This is a genomic window from Thermodesulforhabdaceae bacterium, from assembly GCA_037482015.1.
Lineage (GTDB): Bacteria > Desulfobacterota > Syntrophobacteria > Syntrophobacterales > Thermodesulforhabdaceae > JAOACS01.
This window is the reverse complement of the sequence record JBBFKT010000021.1, coordinates 1-18,700: the sequence shown is the minus strand read 5'-3', so window position 1 is coordinate 18,700 and position 18,700 is coordinate 1. Positions and strand designations below refer to the sequence as shown.

The 18,700-nt window shown below is 43.7% G+C and carries 17 protein-coding genes; 6 read left to right on the top strand and 11 right to left on the bottom strand.

Annotation, left to right across the window (positions count from 1 at the left end; genetic code table 11):
- The 6 genes from WHS38_12090 to WHS38_12065 form a co-directional block, all read left to right on the top strand.
- A partial coding sequence (locus WHS38_12090; GenBank protein MEJ5301718.1) for a hypothetical protein occupies positions 1-318 on the top strand: 318 nt, incomplete at its 5' end.
- Positions 319-527: 209 nt separating this feature from the next.
- On the top strand, positions 528-1,202 hold the full coding sequence (locus WHS38_12085) for a tetratricopeptide repeat protein (GenBank protein MEJ5301717.1): 675 nt from the start codon (positions 528-530) through the stop codon (positions 1,200-1,202).
- Positions 1,203-1,217: 15 nt separating this feature from the next.
- Entirely contained in the window at positions 1,218-2,357 is a 1,140-nt protein-coding gene (locus WHS38_12080; GenBank protein MEJ5301716.1) for an AI-2E family transporter, read from the top strand.
- Between the two features lie 124 nt (positions 2,358-2,481).
- On the top strand, positions 2,482-3,114 hold the full coding sequence (locus WHS38_12075; GenBank protein MEJ5301715.1) for a flavodoxin family protein: 633 nt from the start codon (positions 2,482-2,484) through the stop codon (positions 3,112-3,114).
- 49 nt (positions 3,115-3,163) lie between these two features.
- Positions 3,164-3,592 carry a hotdog fold thioesterase gene (locus WHS38_12070; GenBank protein MEJ5301714.1) on the top strand — a complete coding sequence of 143 codons (429 nt, stop codon included), beginning with the start codon at positions 3,164-3,166 and terminating at the stop codon, positions 3,590-3,592.
- Complete coding sequence (locus WHS38_12065; GenBank protein ID MEJ5301713.1) at positions 3,589-4,239, top strand: lactate utilization protein; 651 nt, start codon at positions 3,589-3,591, stop codon at positions 4,237-4,239. Before WHS38_12070 ends, WHS38_12065 begins: the two co-directional genes overlap by 4 nt.
- Before the next feature lie 97 nt (positions 4,240-4,336).
- Here WHS38_12065 and WHS38_12060 read toward each other — a convergent pair whose 3' ends face one another.
- From WHS38_12060 to WHS38_12010, 11 genes are all read right to left on the bottom strand, one after another.
- Positions 4,337-5,314, bottom strand: a complete 978-nt coding sequence (locus WHS38_12060) for a YkgJ family cysteine cluster protein (GenBank protein MEJ5301712.1) — start codon at positions 5,312-5,314, stop codon at positions 4,337-4,339.
- A gap of 2 nt (positions 5,315-5,316) precedes the next feature.
- Complete coding sequence (gene mnmA, locus WHS38_12055) at positions 5,317-6,441, bottom strand: tRNA 2-thiouridine(34) synthase MnmA (GenBank protein ID MEJ5301711.1); 1,125 nt, start codon at positions 6,439-6,441, stop codon at positions 5,317-5,319.
- Positions 6,442-6,894, bottom strand: coding sequence for an NIL domain-containing protein (locus WHS38_12050; GenBank protein MEJ5301710.1), 453 nt, complete (start codon positions 6,892-6,894; stop codon positions 6,442-6,444).
- Between the two features lie 799 nt (positions 6,895-7,693).
- Positions 7,694-9,595 (bottom strand): 3-deoxy-7-phosphoheptulonate synthase, encoded by a 1,902-nt coding sequence (aroF, locus tag WHS38_12045; GenBank protein ID MEJ5301709.1) that lies wholly within the window; start codon positions 9,593-9,595, stop codon positions 7,694-7,696.
- A 740-nt stretch (positions 9,596-10,335) separates the two neighbouring features.
- Positions 10,336-11,829: an AAA family ATPase gene (locus WHS38_12040; protein MEJ5301708.1), complete on the bottom strand. Its 1,494-nt coding sequence runs from the start codon at positions 11,827-11,829 to the stop codon at positions 10,336-10,338.
- A gap of 167 nt (positions 11,830-11,996) precedes the next feature.
- Complete coding sequence (locus WHS38_12035; GenBank protein ID MEJ5301707.1) at positions 11,997-13,358, bottom strand: phosphomannomutase/phosphoglucomutase; 1,362 nt, start codon at positions 13,356-13,358, stop codon at positions 11,997-11,999.
- A 71-nt stretch (positions 13,359-13,429) separates the two neighbouring features.
- A complete protein-coding gene (locus WHS38_12030) occupies positions 13,430-14,509 on the bottom strand; it encodes a glucose-1-phosphate thymidylyltransferase (GenBank protein ID MEJ5301706.1) in 1,080 nt (359 codons plus the stop codon).
- Positions 14,510-14,621: 112 nt separating this feature from the next.
- A complete protein-coding gene (locus WHS38_12025; GenBank protein MEJ5301705.1) occupies positions 14,622-16,226 on the bottom strand; it encodes a DHA2 family efflux MFS transporter permease subunit in 1,605 nt (534 codons plus the stop codon).
- 10 nt (positions 16,227-16,236) lie between these two features.
- The gene (locus tag WHS38_12020; GenBank protein ID MEJ5301704.1) at positions 16,237-17,496 is read right to left on the bottom strand and encodes an HlyD family secretion protein; all 1,260 of its coding nucleotides are present in this window, start codon (positions 17,494-17,496) and stop codon (positions 16,237-16,239) included.
- Between the two features lie 77 nt (positions 17,497-17,573).
- Positions 17,574-18,293, bottom strand: a complete 720-nt coding sequence (locus WHS38_12015) for a DUF554 domain-containing protein (protein ID MEJ5301703.1) — start codon at positions 18,291-18,293, stop codon at positions 17,574-17,576.
- A gap of 181 nt (positions 18,294-18,474) precedes the next feature.
- A partial coding sequence (locus WHS38_12010; GenBank protein ID MEJ5301702.1) for a hypothetical protein occupies positions 18,475-18,700 on the bottom strand: 226 nt, incomplete at its 5' end.

The following is an 18,700-nucleotide window of genomic DNA, read 5'->3' as shown; positions in this document are numbered from 1 at the left end:
GTGCCCACAAAGCTAGAACTTGAGAATGTAAGGATTGAATTAATAGGCAAGATAAATGAACTTTATGCCAGTATGGAAAGGGATAAAGCAGAACTTCTTGGTAAGATGGAAAAAGATAAAGCGGAACTTCTAGGCAGGATGGAAAAGGACAAAGCAGAGCTTCTAGGCAAAACAGAAAAGGACAAAGCGGAACTTCTTGGCAAGATAGAGACGGAGATAGCCCTCTTAGACCGCAAATTTACCATAATGTTTGTGGTATTGTTTTTCACGATAATATTCTTAAATCAAAATGCCCTAGAATTCCTGGCAAAGTTATAGGATTGGCGAGATAAATAAAACAAATAGCTTAGAATGAGATAAGGGATAAAAATAAGAAAAGCTCTGGAACGCTTGCGGAACATTTTCATCGGGTATAATCGTGCTGGTTATAGCCGTTTTTTTCTTTTTGTTCCTTTGAACTCTAAAGGCTGATATACAAATGGTTGAGTTTATTCGCTGAGCCCGAATCCGCTTAAGGAGGAACTATTATGGAAAGAAGGTCATTCAAGGTAGGGGCTAACCTCAATGTGCATTTATTGTGTGGTATCCTAAAAGCAAGTGTTGTGTGTGTTCTGTTGATAATTGCGGTAAGTGGTTGTTCATCTTCCTATCGCCCCCCTGCCAGACCTTATTATGCTTATCCTCCCCCTGCACCGTCAATTCCGGAACCTGCTACTCCCCAATCAAATACTGCTTCACCTCAAACTTCGCCCGGCCAAATACCCGGAAAGGGATCTCCCTTTCTTGAAAAGACTCTTGAAGATTCCTCAAGCCCCGCAACATCAAAACCTGCACTTCAAGATAAAACTTCAGACTCGATGAAAACTACAACCAAAAAAGAAACTCCCCAGGTGTTGGCCTCTGTAAGATTGGTAGATGATGCCCGGCAGATGAGAGTCAAAGGGAAGGTAGATGAAGCTATAAGGTTACTGGAGCGAGCCATAGAAGTTGACGCTTACAATGGAGAGGCTTTTTACGAACTCGCTCTTTGCTGGAAAGCCAAAGGGGATATTAAAAAAGCTTTGAGTTTTGCAGATCGTTCGGAGCGCATATTTGCCGGTAATCCTGAAAAGTTAAAGAAAGTGTATCTGTTAAAGACACAGCTTTTTGATGCAGCTGGAAAAAAAGAGGAAGCTCAAAAATACCGCCAAAAAGCTCGATAATAACAGGAGTGCCCATTGGAAAAGCATTGTCGTCAGTCGGAATTGTATCGCCCTTTCATGATTCTTCTTCTTCTTGCCTGTCTCGGGCTTTCCTACCTTATCCTGAAACCATTTATTCACACGATTATTCTTTCCTTCCTTTTAGGAAGTATTGTGGTGCCGGTCTATGATCGACTTCTCGTTAAATTGAAAGGGCGTAGAAACCTTACGGCGATAATTATCGTGCTTGGGCTTGTGAGTATTATTTTCATTCCCACGGTGCTTTTTCTATCGGCCCTTGTAAACCAGGCCATCATTACAATTTCTCAAATCAATGATTGGTTTAAAGCGGGAAGTCTTCATAATTTTATTCAACGGTCTGAAGAAGTTCAGATCATTTTTTCCAAAATTAATGCTTATCTTGTTAAATTCGGCTTTGCCGAAATAAATCCAAGACAGTGGGATATAGGAACTCCCCTTCTGACGGTCACGAGATACATGGGACAGTTTATCGTTTCTCACGGCACGGCTTTTTTGAGTAACGTTGTTCAGTTGGTGCTTCATCTTTTCATTATGATAGTTCTTGTTTTTTATGTGATTCGGGATCACCAGAAGATTCTTAGAAAACTCAAGGATCTTTCCCCTCTTAGAGAAGATCAGGAAGATCGGATTTTGAATATTGTTCGATCAGTGGCAAAATCCGCCGTTTTAGGTAACTTTGCCACAGCAGTGGCTCAAGGCATAGCGGGCGGCATCGGATTTTTCATAATAGGAATTCAGCCTTTATTCTGGGGCACAATGATTGCCGTATCGTCTCTCATACCGGTGGTAGGAACTGCAATAGTTTGGATTCCCACGGTTATCTATCTTATAATTGCTGGGAAGATTAAGTCGGCAGTCTTTTTTGCTTTATGGTCAATTATTGTTGTCGGTAGCCTCGATAATGTGATACGTCCCTTCTTTATGAAGGGAGCAGGCGAGATGTCCACTCTGCTTATCTTTCTGTCCATTATGGGGGGAGTCCAGTATTTTGGCCTTCTGGGCGTCATTTATGGTCCTCTTATCTTGGGTTCAGCTATTGTGCTGCTCTATCTTTATGAAATGGAATTTCTCAAACCCCAGGCAGATAGCCCATCTTCTCAGGAAATTCAATCTTCACCTACTTCAAAGGAATAATAAAAAGCGAATTTTTAATTTGACCTTAATGTAAAGGACGAGTAGAAGCCGATTAAACAATCGTTTGTAAGATGGTTTGCGCAAGGGAATTTGCAAGGTTCGAAAAAAAGTGAGGAGAAAAAACATGAAGGCGATAGCGATAAACGGAAGTCATCGAAAGGGGAAAAATACGGCAATACTTCTTAACACTGTTCTTGAAGAGCTTGCTAAAAATGGCGTAGAAACCAGACTCCTTGAACTTGTAGATTTTCGTATCGAACACTGCAAAGCCTGCAATAAGTGCCTTTTTGAGCCAAAGTGTTCTATTAACGATGACGATATGTCTGTGCTTGCAGAAGAAATGATGAATTCAGATTTGATAATTATCGGTTCTCCGGTCTATAACGGGAACGTTACTTCGCGACTAAAAACCTTTATGGATCGCACAAGATGGATGCACATGAAAAAAGACCTGCTCCACGGCAAGTTAGGAGCAGTTGTAACCGTGGCAGGACTTAGAAACGGTGGGCAGGAACTGACTCATACGATTATTGAAAGGTTTTTGCAATCCAGAAGTATGAAAGTGGTTTCCGTTAGAAATCCTGAAGCAGGAATTTACAATATGGGCGTTATGGCGACGCTTTACGACCATTTGGAAGGTTTCCCCGATAACCCTTCAATAAAGTGGAAAAGAAGTGTTCTCGAAGATCCTCTAGCTATAACTACCTGTCACCATCTGGCTCACAACATTCTGCGAGAACTTTCTTCTGGGTCATAAGCGTGGGAAATCACGCATTACGATATGCCTTCTAGTTAAGGGGTAATTTATGGAAAGAGAAATTGAACGATACTTTGAACAAGATAGGTTTGCAAAACACCTGGGGATTACTCTTGTTGAGTCGTCCCCAGGCTATGCAAAGATGAGCATGCCTATTAGAGAATTCCACTTAAACGGCGTGGGCATTTCTCACGGTGGGGCGATCTTTTCCCTTGCTGATTGCGCTTTTGCCGTGGCTTCTAATTCTCATGGCACTGTGGCTCTAGCTATAAACGTGGCTATTTCCTATTTTAAAGCTAAACGGCAAGGGACTCTTTTTGCCGAAGCTCGTGAAGTAGCTCGAAATTCAAAACTTGCCACCTATGAAGTTACCGTAACAGATGAATCGGGTGAACTGATAGCCCTTTTTCAGGGCACGGTTTATAGAAAGAAAGAACGGCTTTCAGAAGTTATTACCGAAGGAGGAGCGGAAAGATGAATCCTGTAGAAACCTACTGGCAAATTAAGCTGGAAAATGTAAAGAGAAACCTCGAAGCTAACGGTTTTGATGCTTTGGTGGCTCCGTCGAAAGCGGCGGCTAAGGATCTTATTATGGGAGAGATTATTCCATCCATGAAGCCATTAAGCATCTCCTTTGGCGGCTCTATGACTGTGGTGGACACAGGAGTTTACGATGCGGTTAAGGCTCTGTCGGGCGTGGAAGTGATTGATACCTACGATTATTCTCTTCCTGCGGAAGAAAGGATTGAGCGACGGCGTCGAGCTCTGCTCGTTGATCTGTTTATAACTGGCACTAATGCTATTGTTGAAGACGGGCAACTTGTGAATTTAGATGGGATGGGCAACAGAGTTGCCGCCATTACTTTTGGTCCCAAGTGGGTTATTATATTGTGCGGTCGAAACAAGGTGGTGCCGGATTTGGAAAGCGCGATCATGCGAGTGCGCCATTATGCTGCTCCCGCCAATGCTATGAGACTTAATCGAAAAACTCCCTGCACAAGGACAGGGGGCTGCGATGATTGTGCAAGCCCGGAAAGGATTTGTAATGTCTTGAGTATTGTGGAAAAATCAGCACCCAAGGGGCGTATAAAGGTCGTTCTGATAAACGAAGATATGGGCCTCTAAAAAGCAGATAACCTGTAACGATAATTGTAGGGGCAACCATCTGTGGTTGCCCCAGCTTATTTTATTCTCATTTTGTACCTGATGGTTCGCTGCTCTGCTACCCAGTCAAATTTGCCTGTGACTCTATGATTTCTAAAAACTTTGTGTCACCCTCCGTTTTGATTCTATACCCGAAAAACTCTAACAATTTTTCCAATGACCTTCCAAAAACGAGATCAAGAACATCTGTGGGTATTTTGAGTTGATCAGCCATGAAAGATCGAAAATGATTTTCGTAGCCGACCAAATCTATAATTTCCGAAGCTATGGCTGACGCCTTTTCCTGAGATGTTTCGTTTCTAATTAGCTTTATTAATCCGTAGAGTTTCTCAAAGCTACAACGCGTTTTGTGAGCTTCGATGACATCCCACAGAACTTCAATGTGGCTGAAAAGGTCTCGCCTTGTAAGATAGGGATAATTCTCAAGCTCCTGGTAACTTCTATTGTCCCAGCAGGCTTGAGCTCGACATTCCAGTGGACGATCATCGTAAATGGTGCAAAGGTTTGTTTCTGAATCTAAAAAGATACATTCCTTAGAATTTTCCTTTTCACGGAGCTTTATACGTTCATCAACCAAAAAGAAAATTTGGCTACCATCAGGTGATGTTACGGGTTCTCCAGATCGTATAGTGTAAAGAGCTTTCCAGGGGATGCGTTCGTAGCGAAGCAGGTCCATATCATCCAGGTGAAGAACAGGACCGCTTTTACGGCAACATTCCCCGCACTGGACACAGGCAGGAAGTATATCACTCATGGCATCTTGAGTAGCTTGTTTGAGTTCTTCCCAGGCACGCTGGCGTTCCTTGGGATCGAGATCTTCCCACCGGGTAAATATTCCTCGCACCACAGGGTTTACCTCCGCTTGAGCGATAAGGCGCTTTTTTGGAATGATCATTTCTTCTCCGGTTGATTTGGATTTTACAGGCTTTGTTAGATCCACAGAGTCAATCCAGGAGAGCCAGGCACGCTTTAGATTTTCAGAATTCCACTTTGCAAGTTCTTCCTCCGAGTATTGTTCCTTGGCGACCATGGTCATTATTATTTCTCCTTTTGCTGGCTCGATTCTATAATCCCCCCACCTATTAGCCATTCTCCGTCGTAGAAGACAGCCGACTGTCCTGGAGTAACAGCCTTCTGGGGTATGTCAAAGAAAACCTTAGCGTAATCCTTTTTTAGAATCTCAACCGTTGCTGATGCTGGCATATGTTGGTTTCTAATCTTTACTGTTGCTCTGAATGTTTTATCAGGGCATTCCATCGAAACCCAGTTTACATCTCTAACAAAACAACTTTCTGTGGAAAGTTCCTCTTTACGCCCTACGTAGAGTGTGTTTTCTTCAGGGGCGATTTTAACAACGTAATAGGGAGCGGAAGAAGGTATGCCAATGCCTCGTCTCTGTCCAATCGTGTAACGATGAAGTCCTCGATGATATCCAAGGATTTGACCATCTGAGTTTTTTATGGGTCCGGAAGAAATCGCAAGGGTTGGGATGCGCTCCTCGAGAAAACTCACATAATCACCAGAAGGTATGAAGCAGATTTCCTGGCTTTCCGCTTCTACTAAATCTTGAAGTCCCAGTGATGTTGCCCACGTAGCCACTTCCTGTTTTGTTTCTGAAGCCAGTGGGAACAACGCATGCCCTAGTTGATCCTGAGATAGTCCATACAAAAAGTAAGATTGGTCCTTTGCATAATCCTTATGACGTTTGATGCCATAGCGATAGCCGTAGGGATTTTCTTCGGGGCGTATCAGAGAAACGTAATGCCCGGTTGCTAAAATAGGAAGATGTTCCCCGAGTATGCCAAAGGATGAACAAATTTCCTTTGCGTGTGTTTTCCAGAAATCTAGCAAAAATCCAAATTTTATTTTTGGGTTGCAGACTGCGCATGGATTAGGCGTCAAGCCTTTTAAGTATGCTTCAACAAAAGGTGAAATTACGTGTTGTTCAAAAACATTTTTTAAATCTACAACCACAATGGGTATGTTGAATCGCTTTCCTAGAGCTTTCACTTTATCCAGATAATCTGGCTTTTGATCCTTTTTGGGAGACGAAAGAATCATGGACAGCCCAACCACGTCGTAACCCTGTTCTTTAAGGATCAGAGCAGCCCTGAGGCTGTCCATTCCTCCGCTCATGGCAACAGCAACACAAAAGCGATCCATTTAAAACGGCACCGCCTCCGATGTGGCGTTTTCTTCGATATTTTTGTCAAAGGTTACGATCATTGCGTGGACAGGACAGGCTTTTACGCACCATTCGCAACCGCTACATCGTTCTGAATCAAAGAGCACATGCATGGTTGAACGATCGATATTTAGCGCTCCTGTGGGGCAGACCGCCGTGCACGCTCCACATTCTATACACAATTCCTCATTACGCTGAATGCTTTGAGCGATTGACTCTACTTTGACCCCAATCCTTTTAAGGTAGTCAATCCCTCGATCATAATCGCTCTTGTTTCCTCGTAGTTCCAGTATCATCAGTCCTTCTTTTCGAGGAAAAATCTGGGCTTTAAGTATGTTAAAGGTCAGATTGTAATTTTTCACTAAGTTTGTAATAATTGGTTTATCAACAATTTCGGGTGGAAACCTTAAAACTAGCATCTTGGCATACATTTTCCATCCCCTCACTATCGAAATAATTGAAAAGCGGCAATTTTATACCGCTTGGCGACTCTAACCGAAAATTTTCAAACAGTCCAGCACTACAGAGAAGGCTGTTCGAAAACTTCCCTTACGGGATGGCAAAGTGACATAAGCCATAAAAACGCAGGGATGAAACTTAACCTGGAAGACCTGCCCAGACTCAGGCAGCTAAAAAACGACTCAACGTATGATTCAGCAGATAAATGTAGGGGCACGGCATGCCGTGCCCCTACAATCGGTGCGCCCGGCATGGGCGTGCTCCTGGAGGTGAAAGTCCTCCCGTGAGTTGATCACAGCGAGCGAAGGGAAGCGCAACTGCACGAGGGTGACCGAGTGTGGGGAGGAAGCGTGGAACGAAACTGCGAGCCGATGGACAAGAACCGGACCCCTCCCCAGCCCTCCCCGTCAACGGGGAACCCCTCCCCAACCCTCCCCGTCAACGGGGAGGGAGTTTGTAGCAGGGCGAGCGGGCAATTGTTTGCGAAGCTCTCGTGATCAAGGCGAAGTGGCGTAAATTCGGCGGTTGTGCAGTAGGGGCGAAAAATTTTTCGCCCCTACTTTACGCCTGAAAAGGTGACAGTGATGAACCGGAACGAGAAGTCAGCAAAGGCCGTAGTAACTGCCTGCTCAACTTCTCGAACATCTTGGTGCGGATCCGCATGCTGGGTGATATGGGATGGGATAAGTCAAACTGACCGCCCCTATCCCAATTTCCGGTGGTGAGCCATATATTGGGTCGTTTCCTATAGAATAGAGCGAAAGCAATCCCCTACTCCGTTATCTGCACTCCCTTGCGATAGCTTCCAAGAAATTTAAAAAATTCGGTGTTCCTTTTGAGTTCTTCAGCGACTGATCGGTATTCATCACTTTCAAGATCTACTTCCACGTCTGCATAAAAGAGATATTCCCATGGACGTCCGTGAATGGGGCGAGACTCCAGTTTGACAAGGTTAATTCCGTTTTCAGCAAATATTTTCAGCACTTCGTAAAGTGCTCCGGGGCGATTGCTTACAGAAAAGATCAAAGAAGACTTGTCTCTATGGTCGCCAAAGGGATTTTGTCTTGCTATGATCCCGAATCGAGTGAAATTGCGAGGATGGGTTTCTATGCCTTCTTTAATGATAGTCATGTTGAATATACGAGCGGCTTCTGCGCTTGCAATAGCCGCACAGGAATAATCTCCTTTTTCGGCTACTCGCTTGACCGCTGTAGCCGTGTCGCGGCAGGCAACAAGATCCCAGTTGGGATGTCTATCAAGGAATTCTTTACACTGTTCAAATACTTGAGGATGTGAATAAACTGTGCGGATATGATCGAGAGTGGTTCCTTCGATACCGATCAAATTATGAACTATTCTGAGAGTTAGCTCTCCTACAATTTTTAGGTCGTATTCCATGAGAAGGTCGTAGTTAACATGGATACTTCCTGTAAGTGAGTTTTCAAGTGGCACGACTCCCCAGCCTGCTCTGCCTTCCGTAGCCTCCGTAAATACTTCTCTGAAAGAAGAAAGGTTTTTCATGGACACCGTTTCGCCAAAGAACTGCAGGGATGCTTTGTGGCTGAAGGATCCGGGATCGCCAGAATAAACTACGATTGGTTCGGTGACATGATCTCGTCTGGCAAAATATCGAGCTTTGGGAAGATAATCAAAATCTAGCTGTTTTCCAACCACAGGTGAAATAACGTGAAGATCCCTCATGAGCCTTTCAAACTGCTCGGGATAAAGACTTTGAGCACCATCCGACAGAGCCTTGTCGGGTTCGGTGTGAACTTCTACCATGATACCATCTGCTCCAGCAGCAATGGCAGCTCTAGCCATTGGAAGAACCTTTTCTCTTAATCCCGTTGCATGACTTGGATCCACAATAACAGGAAGATGGGTTAACTTCTTCACTACCGGAACCGCAGTTAGATCAAGCGTATTTCTGGTGTAGTGTTCGAAGGTTCGTATGCCTCGCTCGCAAAGAATCACCTGATCATTTCCTTCAGAAAGAATATACTCGGCAGCCATAAGCCATTCTTCGATGGTTGCCGCAAGACCTCGTTTTAACAACACCGGCTTACCAAGCCTTCCTACGCATCTTAAGAGTTCAAAGTTTTGCATGTTTCGAGCCCCTACTTGCACCACATCGACGTATTTCATCATTAGGTCGGCTTGAGCCGGTGAAGTGATTTCTGAGACGATTCTTAATCCCGTTTCTTCCCTTACTTCTGCGAGAATCTTAAGCCCTTCTTCCCCTAGTCCCTGAAAGCTGTATGGTGAGGTGCGAGGCTTGAAAGCTCCGGCACGGAATAGCACGGCACCGTGACGACGAACTATGCGAGCAATTTCTAGAGTTCGTTCTCGGTCTTCCACACTGCAAGGACCAGCTATGACCACAAGTCTGTCCCCACCTATGACCACGTCTCCAACTTTGATTTTGGTTGGTTCAGGATGGAAATCCCGGCTTACCAGTTTATAGGGCTTACTAACAGGTATAACTTTGGAAACCCCGGGAAGGCTTTCAAAATATCCGGGATCTAGCCTGTTTTTATCTGAATAGCCCACAATACCAATGAGAAGTTCATCTGTGCCGTGGATTTCTCTGGGCGTATAGCCCTTTTCTCTGATTAGCCTTTTCAATTCATTAATCATTTCAGACGACGCCTGCTTGTTCAACACTAGAATCATGGTTCTTTACCTCCTAAAATAAAAAACCCCGAGGTGAATCCTCGGGGTTTATGATTGATAATCTCCCACCCCGGGGGAACCGCTTCCACCCGGGGTGCTATTGTCTATTCAGGCACTAAACGCCCCCGGGTGGCTTGATAAAAAAGAAAAACCCAGCGCCGGAGGACAATACTTCGGGTTCACAGCAAACAACTCTGTTACCCGCCGCAGCCTTTATGCCGATTTTTTTGTAAGTTGAGTGGCTATTCTTCTTATCCATATTTTTTGCGAAGCCCTGATAGGCTATAGCCTTCTTAAAATTTACCATAATCATTTAAAAATTTAGTTTAGATAACATTAGACTGTCAAGAAGTTTCAGGATAGTCTTCGAAAATTTTTTCTTTGCAAAGTTACCTCGCTAATAGGCTTCCAAGAGTTGTAGGGGCGACGCATGCGTCGCCCCTACATTCACATGGTGAATCGCATATGGGATCGTTTCTTAGCTATCTATGTCTGGAAAGATCATAAAAGTTGATTTTCGCCCCTGTGTCTTCTATGGGTTATGTCACTTTGCCATCTCATAAGAGAATTTTTAGAAAAGCATCAGAAGTTTTAGAAGCCATTCGAACATTATCAATTACTTGGAATTTTTTTAATCCCCTACATTTTGAGGACGTTGGAACAATATCATTGGATTAAGGACTTATAAGTGGGGGTATGGCATGCCATGCCATGCCCCTGCAATAGGGCAACCGGGAGGGTTATAAGCGAGATATTTTTTTAACATCCATAGAAGTTTCAGGATATTCAACGAGTTCCGAAAGGAAATGCTCTATATCTATTGGTTGACGGCATAAAGGGCAGATTCGAATTTCGCTGAGGCGCTTTTCTATCTGGCGACGTTTTTCTTTCCAGGCTTTTTCTACATCGGCATAATAAGCTGTGCCTTTTGTCACGCGTTTTTCCATGTCTTCTATCTGGTCAATAAGGGTAGCGAGAGCTTTTATTTCGTGAGCAGGTTTCAATTCCGGTGGAGGAATCAAAATAGAAAAGTTGTCCCCAAGTCTTTCAAGGTTAGATATGTTCCGAAGTGCCATATCAATTTCATTTATTAAAGATTCAAGGCCGGCAGTGTCATTAAGTTCGGGAACTGTCTCTATAGACTCAAGAATAGAGTTCTCGCGCAAAAGCTTTTCTACATTATCTTTCAGATTTTCATGTTCCTGAATTGTTTTGTAAAGTTCCTGCACGGGATAGAGCGACGGAGGATCTTTCAAGGCACTAAAAATTTCGCTCGTGCTGTTTAGTCTATCAACGGTAAGAACTGTTTGATCCAATTTGGTTATAAGATCAGTTAGGGCTTCGACAGGTTTTAGTTCTGGTGGATGCTGAAGTAAGTTTAAAATCGATCCTTCCTGTCTGAGTTGGTCGATGTGTTTTTCGATGTCGCTCATGTTATGGATTAAATCTGCTATGGAAATGGTATCAAAGAGATTGGGTGATTCAGAGAGATCTTCAAGGATATTGTTTTGGACTTCTAGAAATTTCTTTTCCTCAATAAGCCCCACCAGCTTTTGAATCATGTCGGAAAGAAGTGGAATTTCCTTTTCTAACTTTTTTATATCTTTTTCCAGATCGTCAACTAACTTTAGTTTTTCTTCGATAATATCCAGTGGAGCTAAAGATTCTATTAGCTCTTTGAGTTTTTCTTGTTCCTGCTCGATCTCTTTTTTTCTCTGTCTTTTAGAGTCTGTCTTCGCTTTAAGTATTTGTTGCATTCGAAGCAGGTAGTAGGCTTCCGTGGAAACAGCAAAAAAACTAGCCGCCTTGGAACCGTAGGGGATAAAAATTGGATCCTTTTGATGAGCTATGTGAACGTTGACTTCTTCACCATCCCCAGTATTTACAGGTGAGATCCTCAAGATGTTCACAATATCGGATGGGACTCTATATTTGCCAACTTTTTTATAATGGTCTTCTTCATTTTGTTTGAGCATCCTGTATTGAGGATAGTTTTGAGTTCGTTCCCATACGATAATTTCGCCGGAATCGAGTTCTACGATTACTTCAGCTTTTTTAGCACCGTGGCGTATGAGTTCATTTGATGGGGGATTTTCAGCAAGGCACCGAAGAGCTTCCACTACCGCACTCTTTCCGGTATTGTTGGGCCCTGTAAGAACCGTAACCCCGTCTGCTAGCTCTATGACTGTTTCTTCATGGCTCATAAAGTTTTTAAGAATAACGCGCCTTATCATATATAACCAACCGTTTCTCTCTGATAATTAAAGATCAAGAATAACACAACTCATCTTTCATTGGACTATCTTCAATAGAACAACCGAAAAGCGGCTCAATTACCGCCTAAACAATTTGGTTTTAATAATCAGGGGGATAGCATTATCCCCCGTGATCACTACTCGGCTTACGTAAGCTCCGCCTTCGCTCTTTCAATAGCTTCTTCGACGATACTTTGTATTTCTTTAAGTCTTTCTGGCTTTTCGGCTTCATACCTTACCACAAGCACTGGTTGAGTGTTGGACGCTCGCACGAGTCCCCATCCATCATTGAAAACCACTCTTGCTCCATCTACATCTATAACCTGATATCCCTGGGCTCGTAAGAATTCTCTTGCTCTTTCCACCACCTTGAATTTCACTTCATCGGGACAGGGCACTCTAATTTCCGGCGTGTTATATGTTTCAGGAAGTCCTTCTAGCAACTCAGGTATTGTCTTTCCTGTGTTGGAAAGAATTTCCACAAGACGGCAGGATGCGTAAATACCGTCGTCGAATCCGAAATAACGGTCCTTAAAAAACATGTGCCCACTCATTTCTCCAGCAAGATCGGCTCCCACTTCTTTCATTTTTGCTTTTATCAATGAATGTCCGGTTTTCCACATGATAGCTTTTCCACCAAGCTTTTCGATTTCGTCAAACAACACCTTGGAGCACTTGACTTCAGCAACAAAAACCGCTCCTGACTTACGACTCAGGATTTCTCTTGCAAAGATTAGCATTAACCGATCTCCGTAAATCACATTCCCGTTGTGATCCACCACTCCCAATCTGTCGCAATCCCCGTCGTAGGCTATCCCCACATCAAGCTGTTCCTTTTTTACCGTTTCGATAATATCTTTCAGGTTTTCCATAACCGTTGGATCCGGTTCATGATTGGGAAAGGTGCCATCCATTTCGCAATAAAGAGGATGGACTTCACAACCAAGTTTTTGGAGTATCGGCAGAGCAACGGGTCCACCTGTAGCGTTTCCGGCGTCAATGGCTATACGGAGTTTTTTAGGACCCATTTTGATGTTGTTTACGACAAAATCCTTGTAAGGCGTTAGGATTTCGTATTCCTGATATGTTCCCCTGCCCGAAACAAATTCACCCGTCTCCATTATTTTTCTGATTTTCTGTATTTCTTCTCCCGAAATGGTGTCATATCCATTGCAAATTTTGAACCCGTTATATTCGGGAGGATTGTGGCTTGCAGTGATCATCATACCGCCTTCACGGTCTAGATGCCGGACTGCAAAATAAAAAACCGGCGTTGGACATACACCCACATCCACCACATCCATACCCGCTGAGAGAAGTCCTTCGACGAGCAGGTCTCGGAATCTTTCAGAACTCAGTCGGCAATCTCGCCCTACAACAATTCTTCGTTTACCCTGGCGAGCCATGTAAGTTCCATAAGTCTTGCCCAGAACAGGTACATCTTCTTCGGGAATTTCTTTGCCCACTATTCCACGGATATCGTATTCTCTGAAAACTTTCGCCAGCATTTTGGACTTACCTCCTTGATATATGACCTTAAATAGTGAGATGTCCTGTTTGCCAAATTCCAGTTAATTGCTTACATTCTACCTATTTCCACAACGCAGTCATCACCTACCATAAGGCAGAGAGATTCATGATTTCGTGGTGTAGGTCTAACGCGGACACGCCGGCCTAGAACTGAATGTTCTAACCTCGGCACATTTTCTATTTCGCATCCTTCCATTATTACACAGTGTTCCACAGTGGAGCTGACGATTCGAACATTTTCTCCTATAGCCGTAAAGGGTCCTACATGGGCGCGCAGGAGATATGATCCAGCTCCAATAATAGCAGGACCTCTTACCACCGATTGCTCAATCCTTGCTCCATCCTCTACCACTACTCGCCCGGTGATCCTGCTTCCAGCATCGATAACTCCGCGGATGTCCGTTTGAAGCCATTCATCCATAACGGTATCGTTTGCGAGAAGCAAATCGTCTTTTTTCCCTGTATCAAGCCACCAGGACGTTACTATATGACTTTGCACATTGTGGCCCTGTTTGATAAGCCAGGATATAGCATCGGTTATTTCGAGTTCTCCCCGCCAGGAAGGTTTAATGTTAGATATGGCTTCAAAAATTGCGGATCGGAAAAGATATATGCCAACGAGAGCGAGATCTGAAGGCGGTTCTTGTGGCTTTTCTATCAGATCTACCACTCTACCCATTCCATCAACAACAGCCACTCCAAAAGATTTGGGGTTTGGCACTGATTTCAGGAATATTGCTGCTGAAAGCTGTTTATTTTCAACAAAGGATTTTACCTGATCAGTTATACGCGAGCCGATGAGATTATCGCCCAGATACATAAGAAAAGAACTTTCTCCTAGATATTCCTTTGCGACCAAGACGGCGTGAGCAAGGCCAAGAGGCTTTTCCTGCTGGATGTATTGAATTGAAACGCCCCAGCGACTTCCATTCCCCACCCGTTCTATTATTTCTCGCCCCGTTTCGGGAGCAATGATGATCCCAATATCCCTTATACCTGTAGCGACAATGTTTTCAATGACGTAAAAAAGAATTGGTTTGTTTGCAACCGGAACCAATTGTTTGGCTCCAGTATAGGTCAAAGGTCTGAGTCTCGTTCCTGCTCCTCCAGATAAAATAAGGGCTTTCATATGGTTCACCTCAAGATCTTTTATTTAGGAAAAATACAAGTGAATCTAATTTGTTATTAAAAGGCTTGATTCTCCCATCACAATCATTTCTATCATAACCATGACGGTTTTCTCAATGCACAAATCCAGCTCCTTCGCCCTGCTCCTGTTTTTCGCTTGCAGGGTGCAAGGGGACCTTTTTTGGTCCCTTCATTAAAAGAGGAAGAGGAATAAGGCACAGGTTCATACAACCGAGTATCCAAAACACGTCGTTAAAGGATAACATGCTGGCATGTCGCAGGACTTCCCCGTAAAAGAAGGCAAGAGCTTGTTTCTGATGAAGCCAGGATAAGATTTCTCCTCGAGAAAGAAAATTAACTACTTCTTGAAATCTTTCCTGAAAGATTGGGTTGAAGGGAGTGATATGTTCTACGAGCATGTGTTGATGAAATTGGGTTCGTTGAGAAAGAATGGTTGTTGAAAAAGCCGTTCCGAAGCTTCCTCCAAGATTCCTTACAAGATTGAAAATTCCCGTTGCGTTACCAATATCTTCTACTTTTATGTTGACGTAGGATGCAGCTCCCAGAGGAACAAAAAACATCCCCATACCAAAACCTTGAATGATCCGGGGGAGAGCCACATAGAAAAAGTTGGCATCAAGGTTAAAATTAGACATCTTGAATAACCCTAGACTTGCTAAAGTTAGTCCCAATATAAGGAAAAATCTGGCCTGTAGGCCTCGTTTGACAAGTTGTCCCACAAAGGGCATCACCATAAGGCTCGCAATGCCGCCGGGTCCCAACACGAGCCCTGCCCAAAAAGACGTGTATCCCATAAGGTTCTGAAGATAAAGCGGTAGCAGGACTATGCTCCCAAACATGCAGAAAAAGCCAAGAAACATTATGATATTTCCAAAAAGAAAGGTACGATCTTTGAGCACTCTAAGATTTACCACAGGATGTTCTGACCGTAATTCTACAATAACAAAGATAATAAGACTTATGGCTGAAATGATGCTGAGAGTTACGATGAAGTTCGAATTAAACCAGTCTTCTCTTTCACCCTTATCGAGGACTATTTGTAGAGAGCCGAGCCCTATTGAAAGAAAAGCCAAACCCCAGTAATCAATGGATATAAATTTTCTGCGTATATAGGGCGGATCAAATATGAATACTATGGTCAATATCATAGCTAGTATTCCGGCTGGAAGATTGATATAAAATACCCAGCGCCAACTCCAGTTGTCCGTGATCCATCCTCCCACTACTGGACCCAGAATAGGAGCAAAAACAACACCCATCCCGAAAATAGCCATTGCCATTCCGTGTTCTTTTCTAGGAAAGGTTTCAAGTAGGATTGATTGAGAAAGGGGTTGAAGACCTCCCCCGCCTAAGCCTTGAAAAATTCTGGCAATGACAAGAACTTCCAGGGATGGCGCAGCACCGCAGGCGATGGAACTCAAGGTAAATAAAGCTATGCTGAAAAGAAGATAATTCTTCCGTCCGAAAAGGCTTGAAAGCCATCCCGTTATGGGGATGATTATGGCGTTTGAAACCAGATAGGATGTAAGGACCCATGTAACTTCATCAACACCAGCGTTTAGACTTCCTTGAATGTGAGGAAGCGACACGTTTACAACGCTGGTATCCATTACCTCAATGAAAGTAGGAAGAATTACCGTAAAGGCTACGAGCCATTTATTGGGCGTGACGGAATTTTGAGAAGTTCTTTCTTCCATCGAGCGCCTCTCATTGTTTAAGCTTTGGTCCGGTCTTATCGGAGATATTAACCTTTACTTCAAGTGAAAGACCGATCCTCAAGGGATATTCAGCCGGAGGTGGTTCGTCGAGAGCGATTTTTACGGGCACTCGCTGTGTTACCTTAATCCAGTTTCCCGTGGCATTTTCTGGAGGAAGGAGCGAGAAGGCTGCTCCCGTTCCTGCTCTTATGCCTACAACCTTTCCGTAATATTTATAACCAGGATAAATATCAGCTTTGACTTCAGCCTTTTGACCGATGCGCATTTCTTTAAGCTGTGTTTCTTTGAAGTTAGCCTCCACATAGATATCCTGGAGTGGGACTACAGCGAGAAGAGGTTGTCCTGGTTGGACCCAGTCTCCAATCTGGAAACGTTTTTGTGCGACGTAGCCAGCAATGGGCGCATAGACTTTGCAATAAGAAAGTTGAAGGCGAGCAAGATCCAATTCTGCCTGGGCTTTTTGGATCTGAGCTTCTAGGTTTTTTATGCGGTAGCGTTCCATCTGGGCTTGAAGTTCTTGAGCTTCGGCTACCTTAAGCTGAGCCTGGGCTCGTTCTGTGTCTTTACGAGCGGCATTGAGAGCGATTCTAGCTGAAGCTACTTCCGCTGATGTGGCTTCATGTTGGGCTAAGGCTTTTTTATAAGCTGTTCTGGTTCGGTCGAATTCACGTTCCGCTATGGCTTTCTGAGTATAGAGAGCTTCAAATCGCTTAAAATCTTTTTCGGCATGTTTTAAATCGGCTTCTGAGGATTTTCTTTTTTCTTCCAATTCGTCTATTTTCTTTTTAGCTTGTTGTTCTCTATCAAAAGCCATTTTAAGCGAAGCTTTAGCGGAATCTACGTTGGCTGTCATCGTGGTTTCTATGTATGCCAGGTTGGTTTTGCGGAAGTTATATTCTTCCTGCAAAGCTTTTAAGGCGGCTTCTGCTTGTTGGACTTTTAAGTCGTAGTCGGCTGGATCCAGTTCGAAGAGCAAAGCTCCTTCCTTGACAGAATCGTCATTTTCCACATAGATTTTAATTATTCGACCGGGGATTCTACTGCTAACTGTGGCACTATCTGCCATGACATAAGCATTATCGGTCGATATGTAACGACTTGAATAGAACCACCATATAACTACAGCTAACGCCAGGATCGAGATAAAAGCGGCGAAAAATTTTTTTAATTTACGGTTGTTTTTCATAGCGTTAACGGTTGCCTGAGTGCGAGAAGTCTGATTTGGTATATTTTTATCCTGCTGGTTCATAAGCTTTTCCTTTTCCAGATTGTTTGGGATTTCATTGAGGCACAATCAAACATTTAACCAAAAAGACAGGATGATTTCTACTTTATTGGTCCAGCCAGTTCAAGCCATGTTTTTATTTTGTCAAGGGCTAGAACTGTAGCGGGAGCTATTAACAGCGCCGGAAGGAAATTTCCTACTCTGATATCTCTTATTTTTAGGAGCCTCAGACCGATGCCAACTATGATAAGGCCTCCTGTGGCCGTCATTTCATTTACCATGGAGACGGTAAGAAATTGCTGGATCCATACAGCACTTAAAGTGATGCCTCCCTGGAATACAAGGATAGTTAGAGTAGAAAAGATGACCCCCCATCCGAGAGCTGAAGAAAAGCCAAGAGAGGCGAAGCCATCGAGCATAGATTTTACGGCGAGAATAGTATAATCTCCCGCAAGTCCGTCTCGAATCGATCCTAGAATAGCCATGGGCCCAACACAAAAAAGAAGACTTGCTGTCACAAAACCTTCCACAAACTTCCTTTGTTTTTCCATGGAAAAAGTGCGTTGAAGGATTTCCCCAATACGGTTTAATCGATCTTCGATTCGTAAAAGTTCTCCCATAACGCCCCCGGCAAGAAGAGCTCCCAGTATGATAAGCATATTTTCTGTTTTGAAAGACATTTGAAAGCCAATAAAGAGGGTGAGTAAACCAAGAGCGTCGAATACGGTTTCCTGGATGCGTTGAGGAAATCTATTCCCGAGCAAAACACCAAGTATTGAGCCTGCTGACACTGCCCCAATGTTGATAATAGTTCCCACCATGGAATTTGACTCCCTGTTTTACTGTATTTTTTCAAAGAAGACTGACTTCAAACTGGATGTTCGCCAAAAATAACATGATTTGTAAGATTGTGAAAGATGGAAGTCCTGTTTGATATGTGAGCCTGCAGTTGGAAAATGTTTCACGTGAAACATTTTCATGGTTAAGAGATGAGGCTCATGCTCAAAACCGGTGCAACCTAACCAATTGGGAGATAAAAGCAGGGGAGATTCGTTTCAAGTTGATCCGGAACTCACACACCGCCACATAACCGGCCAGGTACTTTTTGTGCACACCACGAAAAGGACGCAGAAAATTGCGTACCGTTGTCCATAACCCCTCGCAGGTATTCACATGTACCTCTCGCTTACCATCACCGTTGTCATCCCGTGCCCACTCTCGTTTGCCA

What these genes read in the sequence shown, in the direction of transcription:
- WHS38_12030 (MEJ5301706.1), bottom strand. Translation starts at nt 14,509, where the DNA reads ATGAAAGCCCTTATTTTATCTGGAGGAGCAGGAACGAGACTCAGACCT.
- WHS38_12060 (MEJ5301712.1), bottom strand. Translation starts at nt 5,314, where the DNA reads ATGACCATGGTCGCCAAGGAACAATACTCGGAGGAAGAACTTGCAAAG.
- WHS38_12040 (MEJ5301708.1), bottom strand. Translation starts at nt 11,829, where the DNA reads ATGATAAGGCGCGTTATTCTTAAAAACTTTATGAGCCATGAAGAAACA.
- WHS38_12020 (MEJ5301704.1), bottom strand. Translation starts at nt 17,496, where the DNA reads ATGAACCAGCAGGATAAAAATATACCAAATCAGACTTCTCGCACTCAG.
- WHS38_12065 (MEJ5301713.1), top strand. Translation starts at nt 3,589, where the DNA reads ATGAATCCTGTAGAAACCTACTGGCAAATTAAGCTGGAAAATGTAAAG.
- WHS38_12025 (MEJ5301705.1), bottom strand. Translation starts at nt 16,226, where the DNA reads ATGGAAGAAAGAACTTCTCAAAATTCCGTCACGCCCAATAAATGGCTC.
- WHS38_12085 (MEJ5301717.1), top strand. Translation starts at nt 528, where the DNA reads ATGGAAAGAAGGTCATTCAAGGTAGGGGCTAACCTCAATGTGCATTTA.
- WHS38_12075 (MEJ5301715.1), top strand. Translation starts at nt 2,482, where the DNA reads ATGAAGGCGATAGCGATAAACGGAAGTCATCGAAAGGGGAAAAATACG.
- WHS38_12070 (MEJ5301714.1), top strand. Translation starts at nt 3,164, where the DNA reads ATGGAAAGAGAAATTGAACGATACTTTGAACAAGATAGGTTTGCAAAA.
- mnmA (MEJ5301711.1), bottom strand. Translation starts at nt 6,441, where the DNA reads ATGGATCGCTTTTGTGTTGCTGTTGCCATGAGCGGAGGAATGGACAGC.
- WHS38_12015 (MEJ5301703.1), bottom strand. Translation starts at nt 18,293, where the DNA reads ATGGTGGGAACTATTATCAACATTGGGGCAGTGTCAGCAGGCTCAATA.
- WHS38_12035 (MEJ5301707.1), bottom strand. Translation starts at nt 13,358, where the DNA reads ATGCTGGCGAAAGTTTTCAGAGAATACGATATCCGTGGAATAGTGGGC.
- aroF (MEJ5301709.1), bottom strand. Translation starts at nt 9,595, where the DNA reads ATGATTCTAGTGTTGAACAAGCAGGCGTCGTCTGAAATGATTAATGAA.
- WHS38_12050 (MEJ5301710.1), bottom strand. Translation starts at nt 6,894, where the DNA reads ATGTATGCCAAGATGCTAGTTTTAAGGTTTCCACCCGAAATTGTTGAT.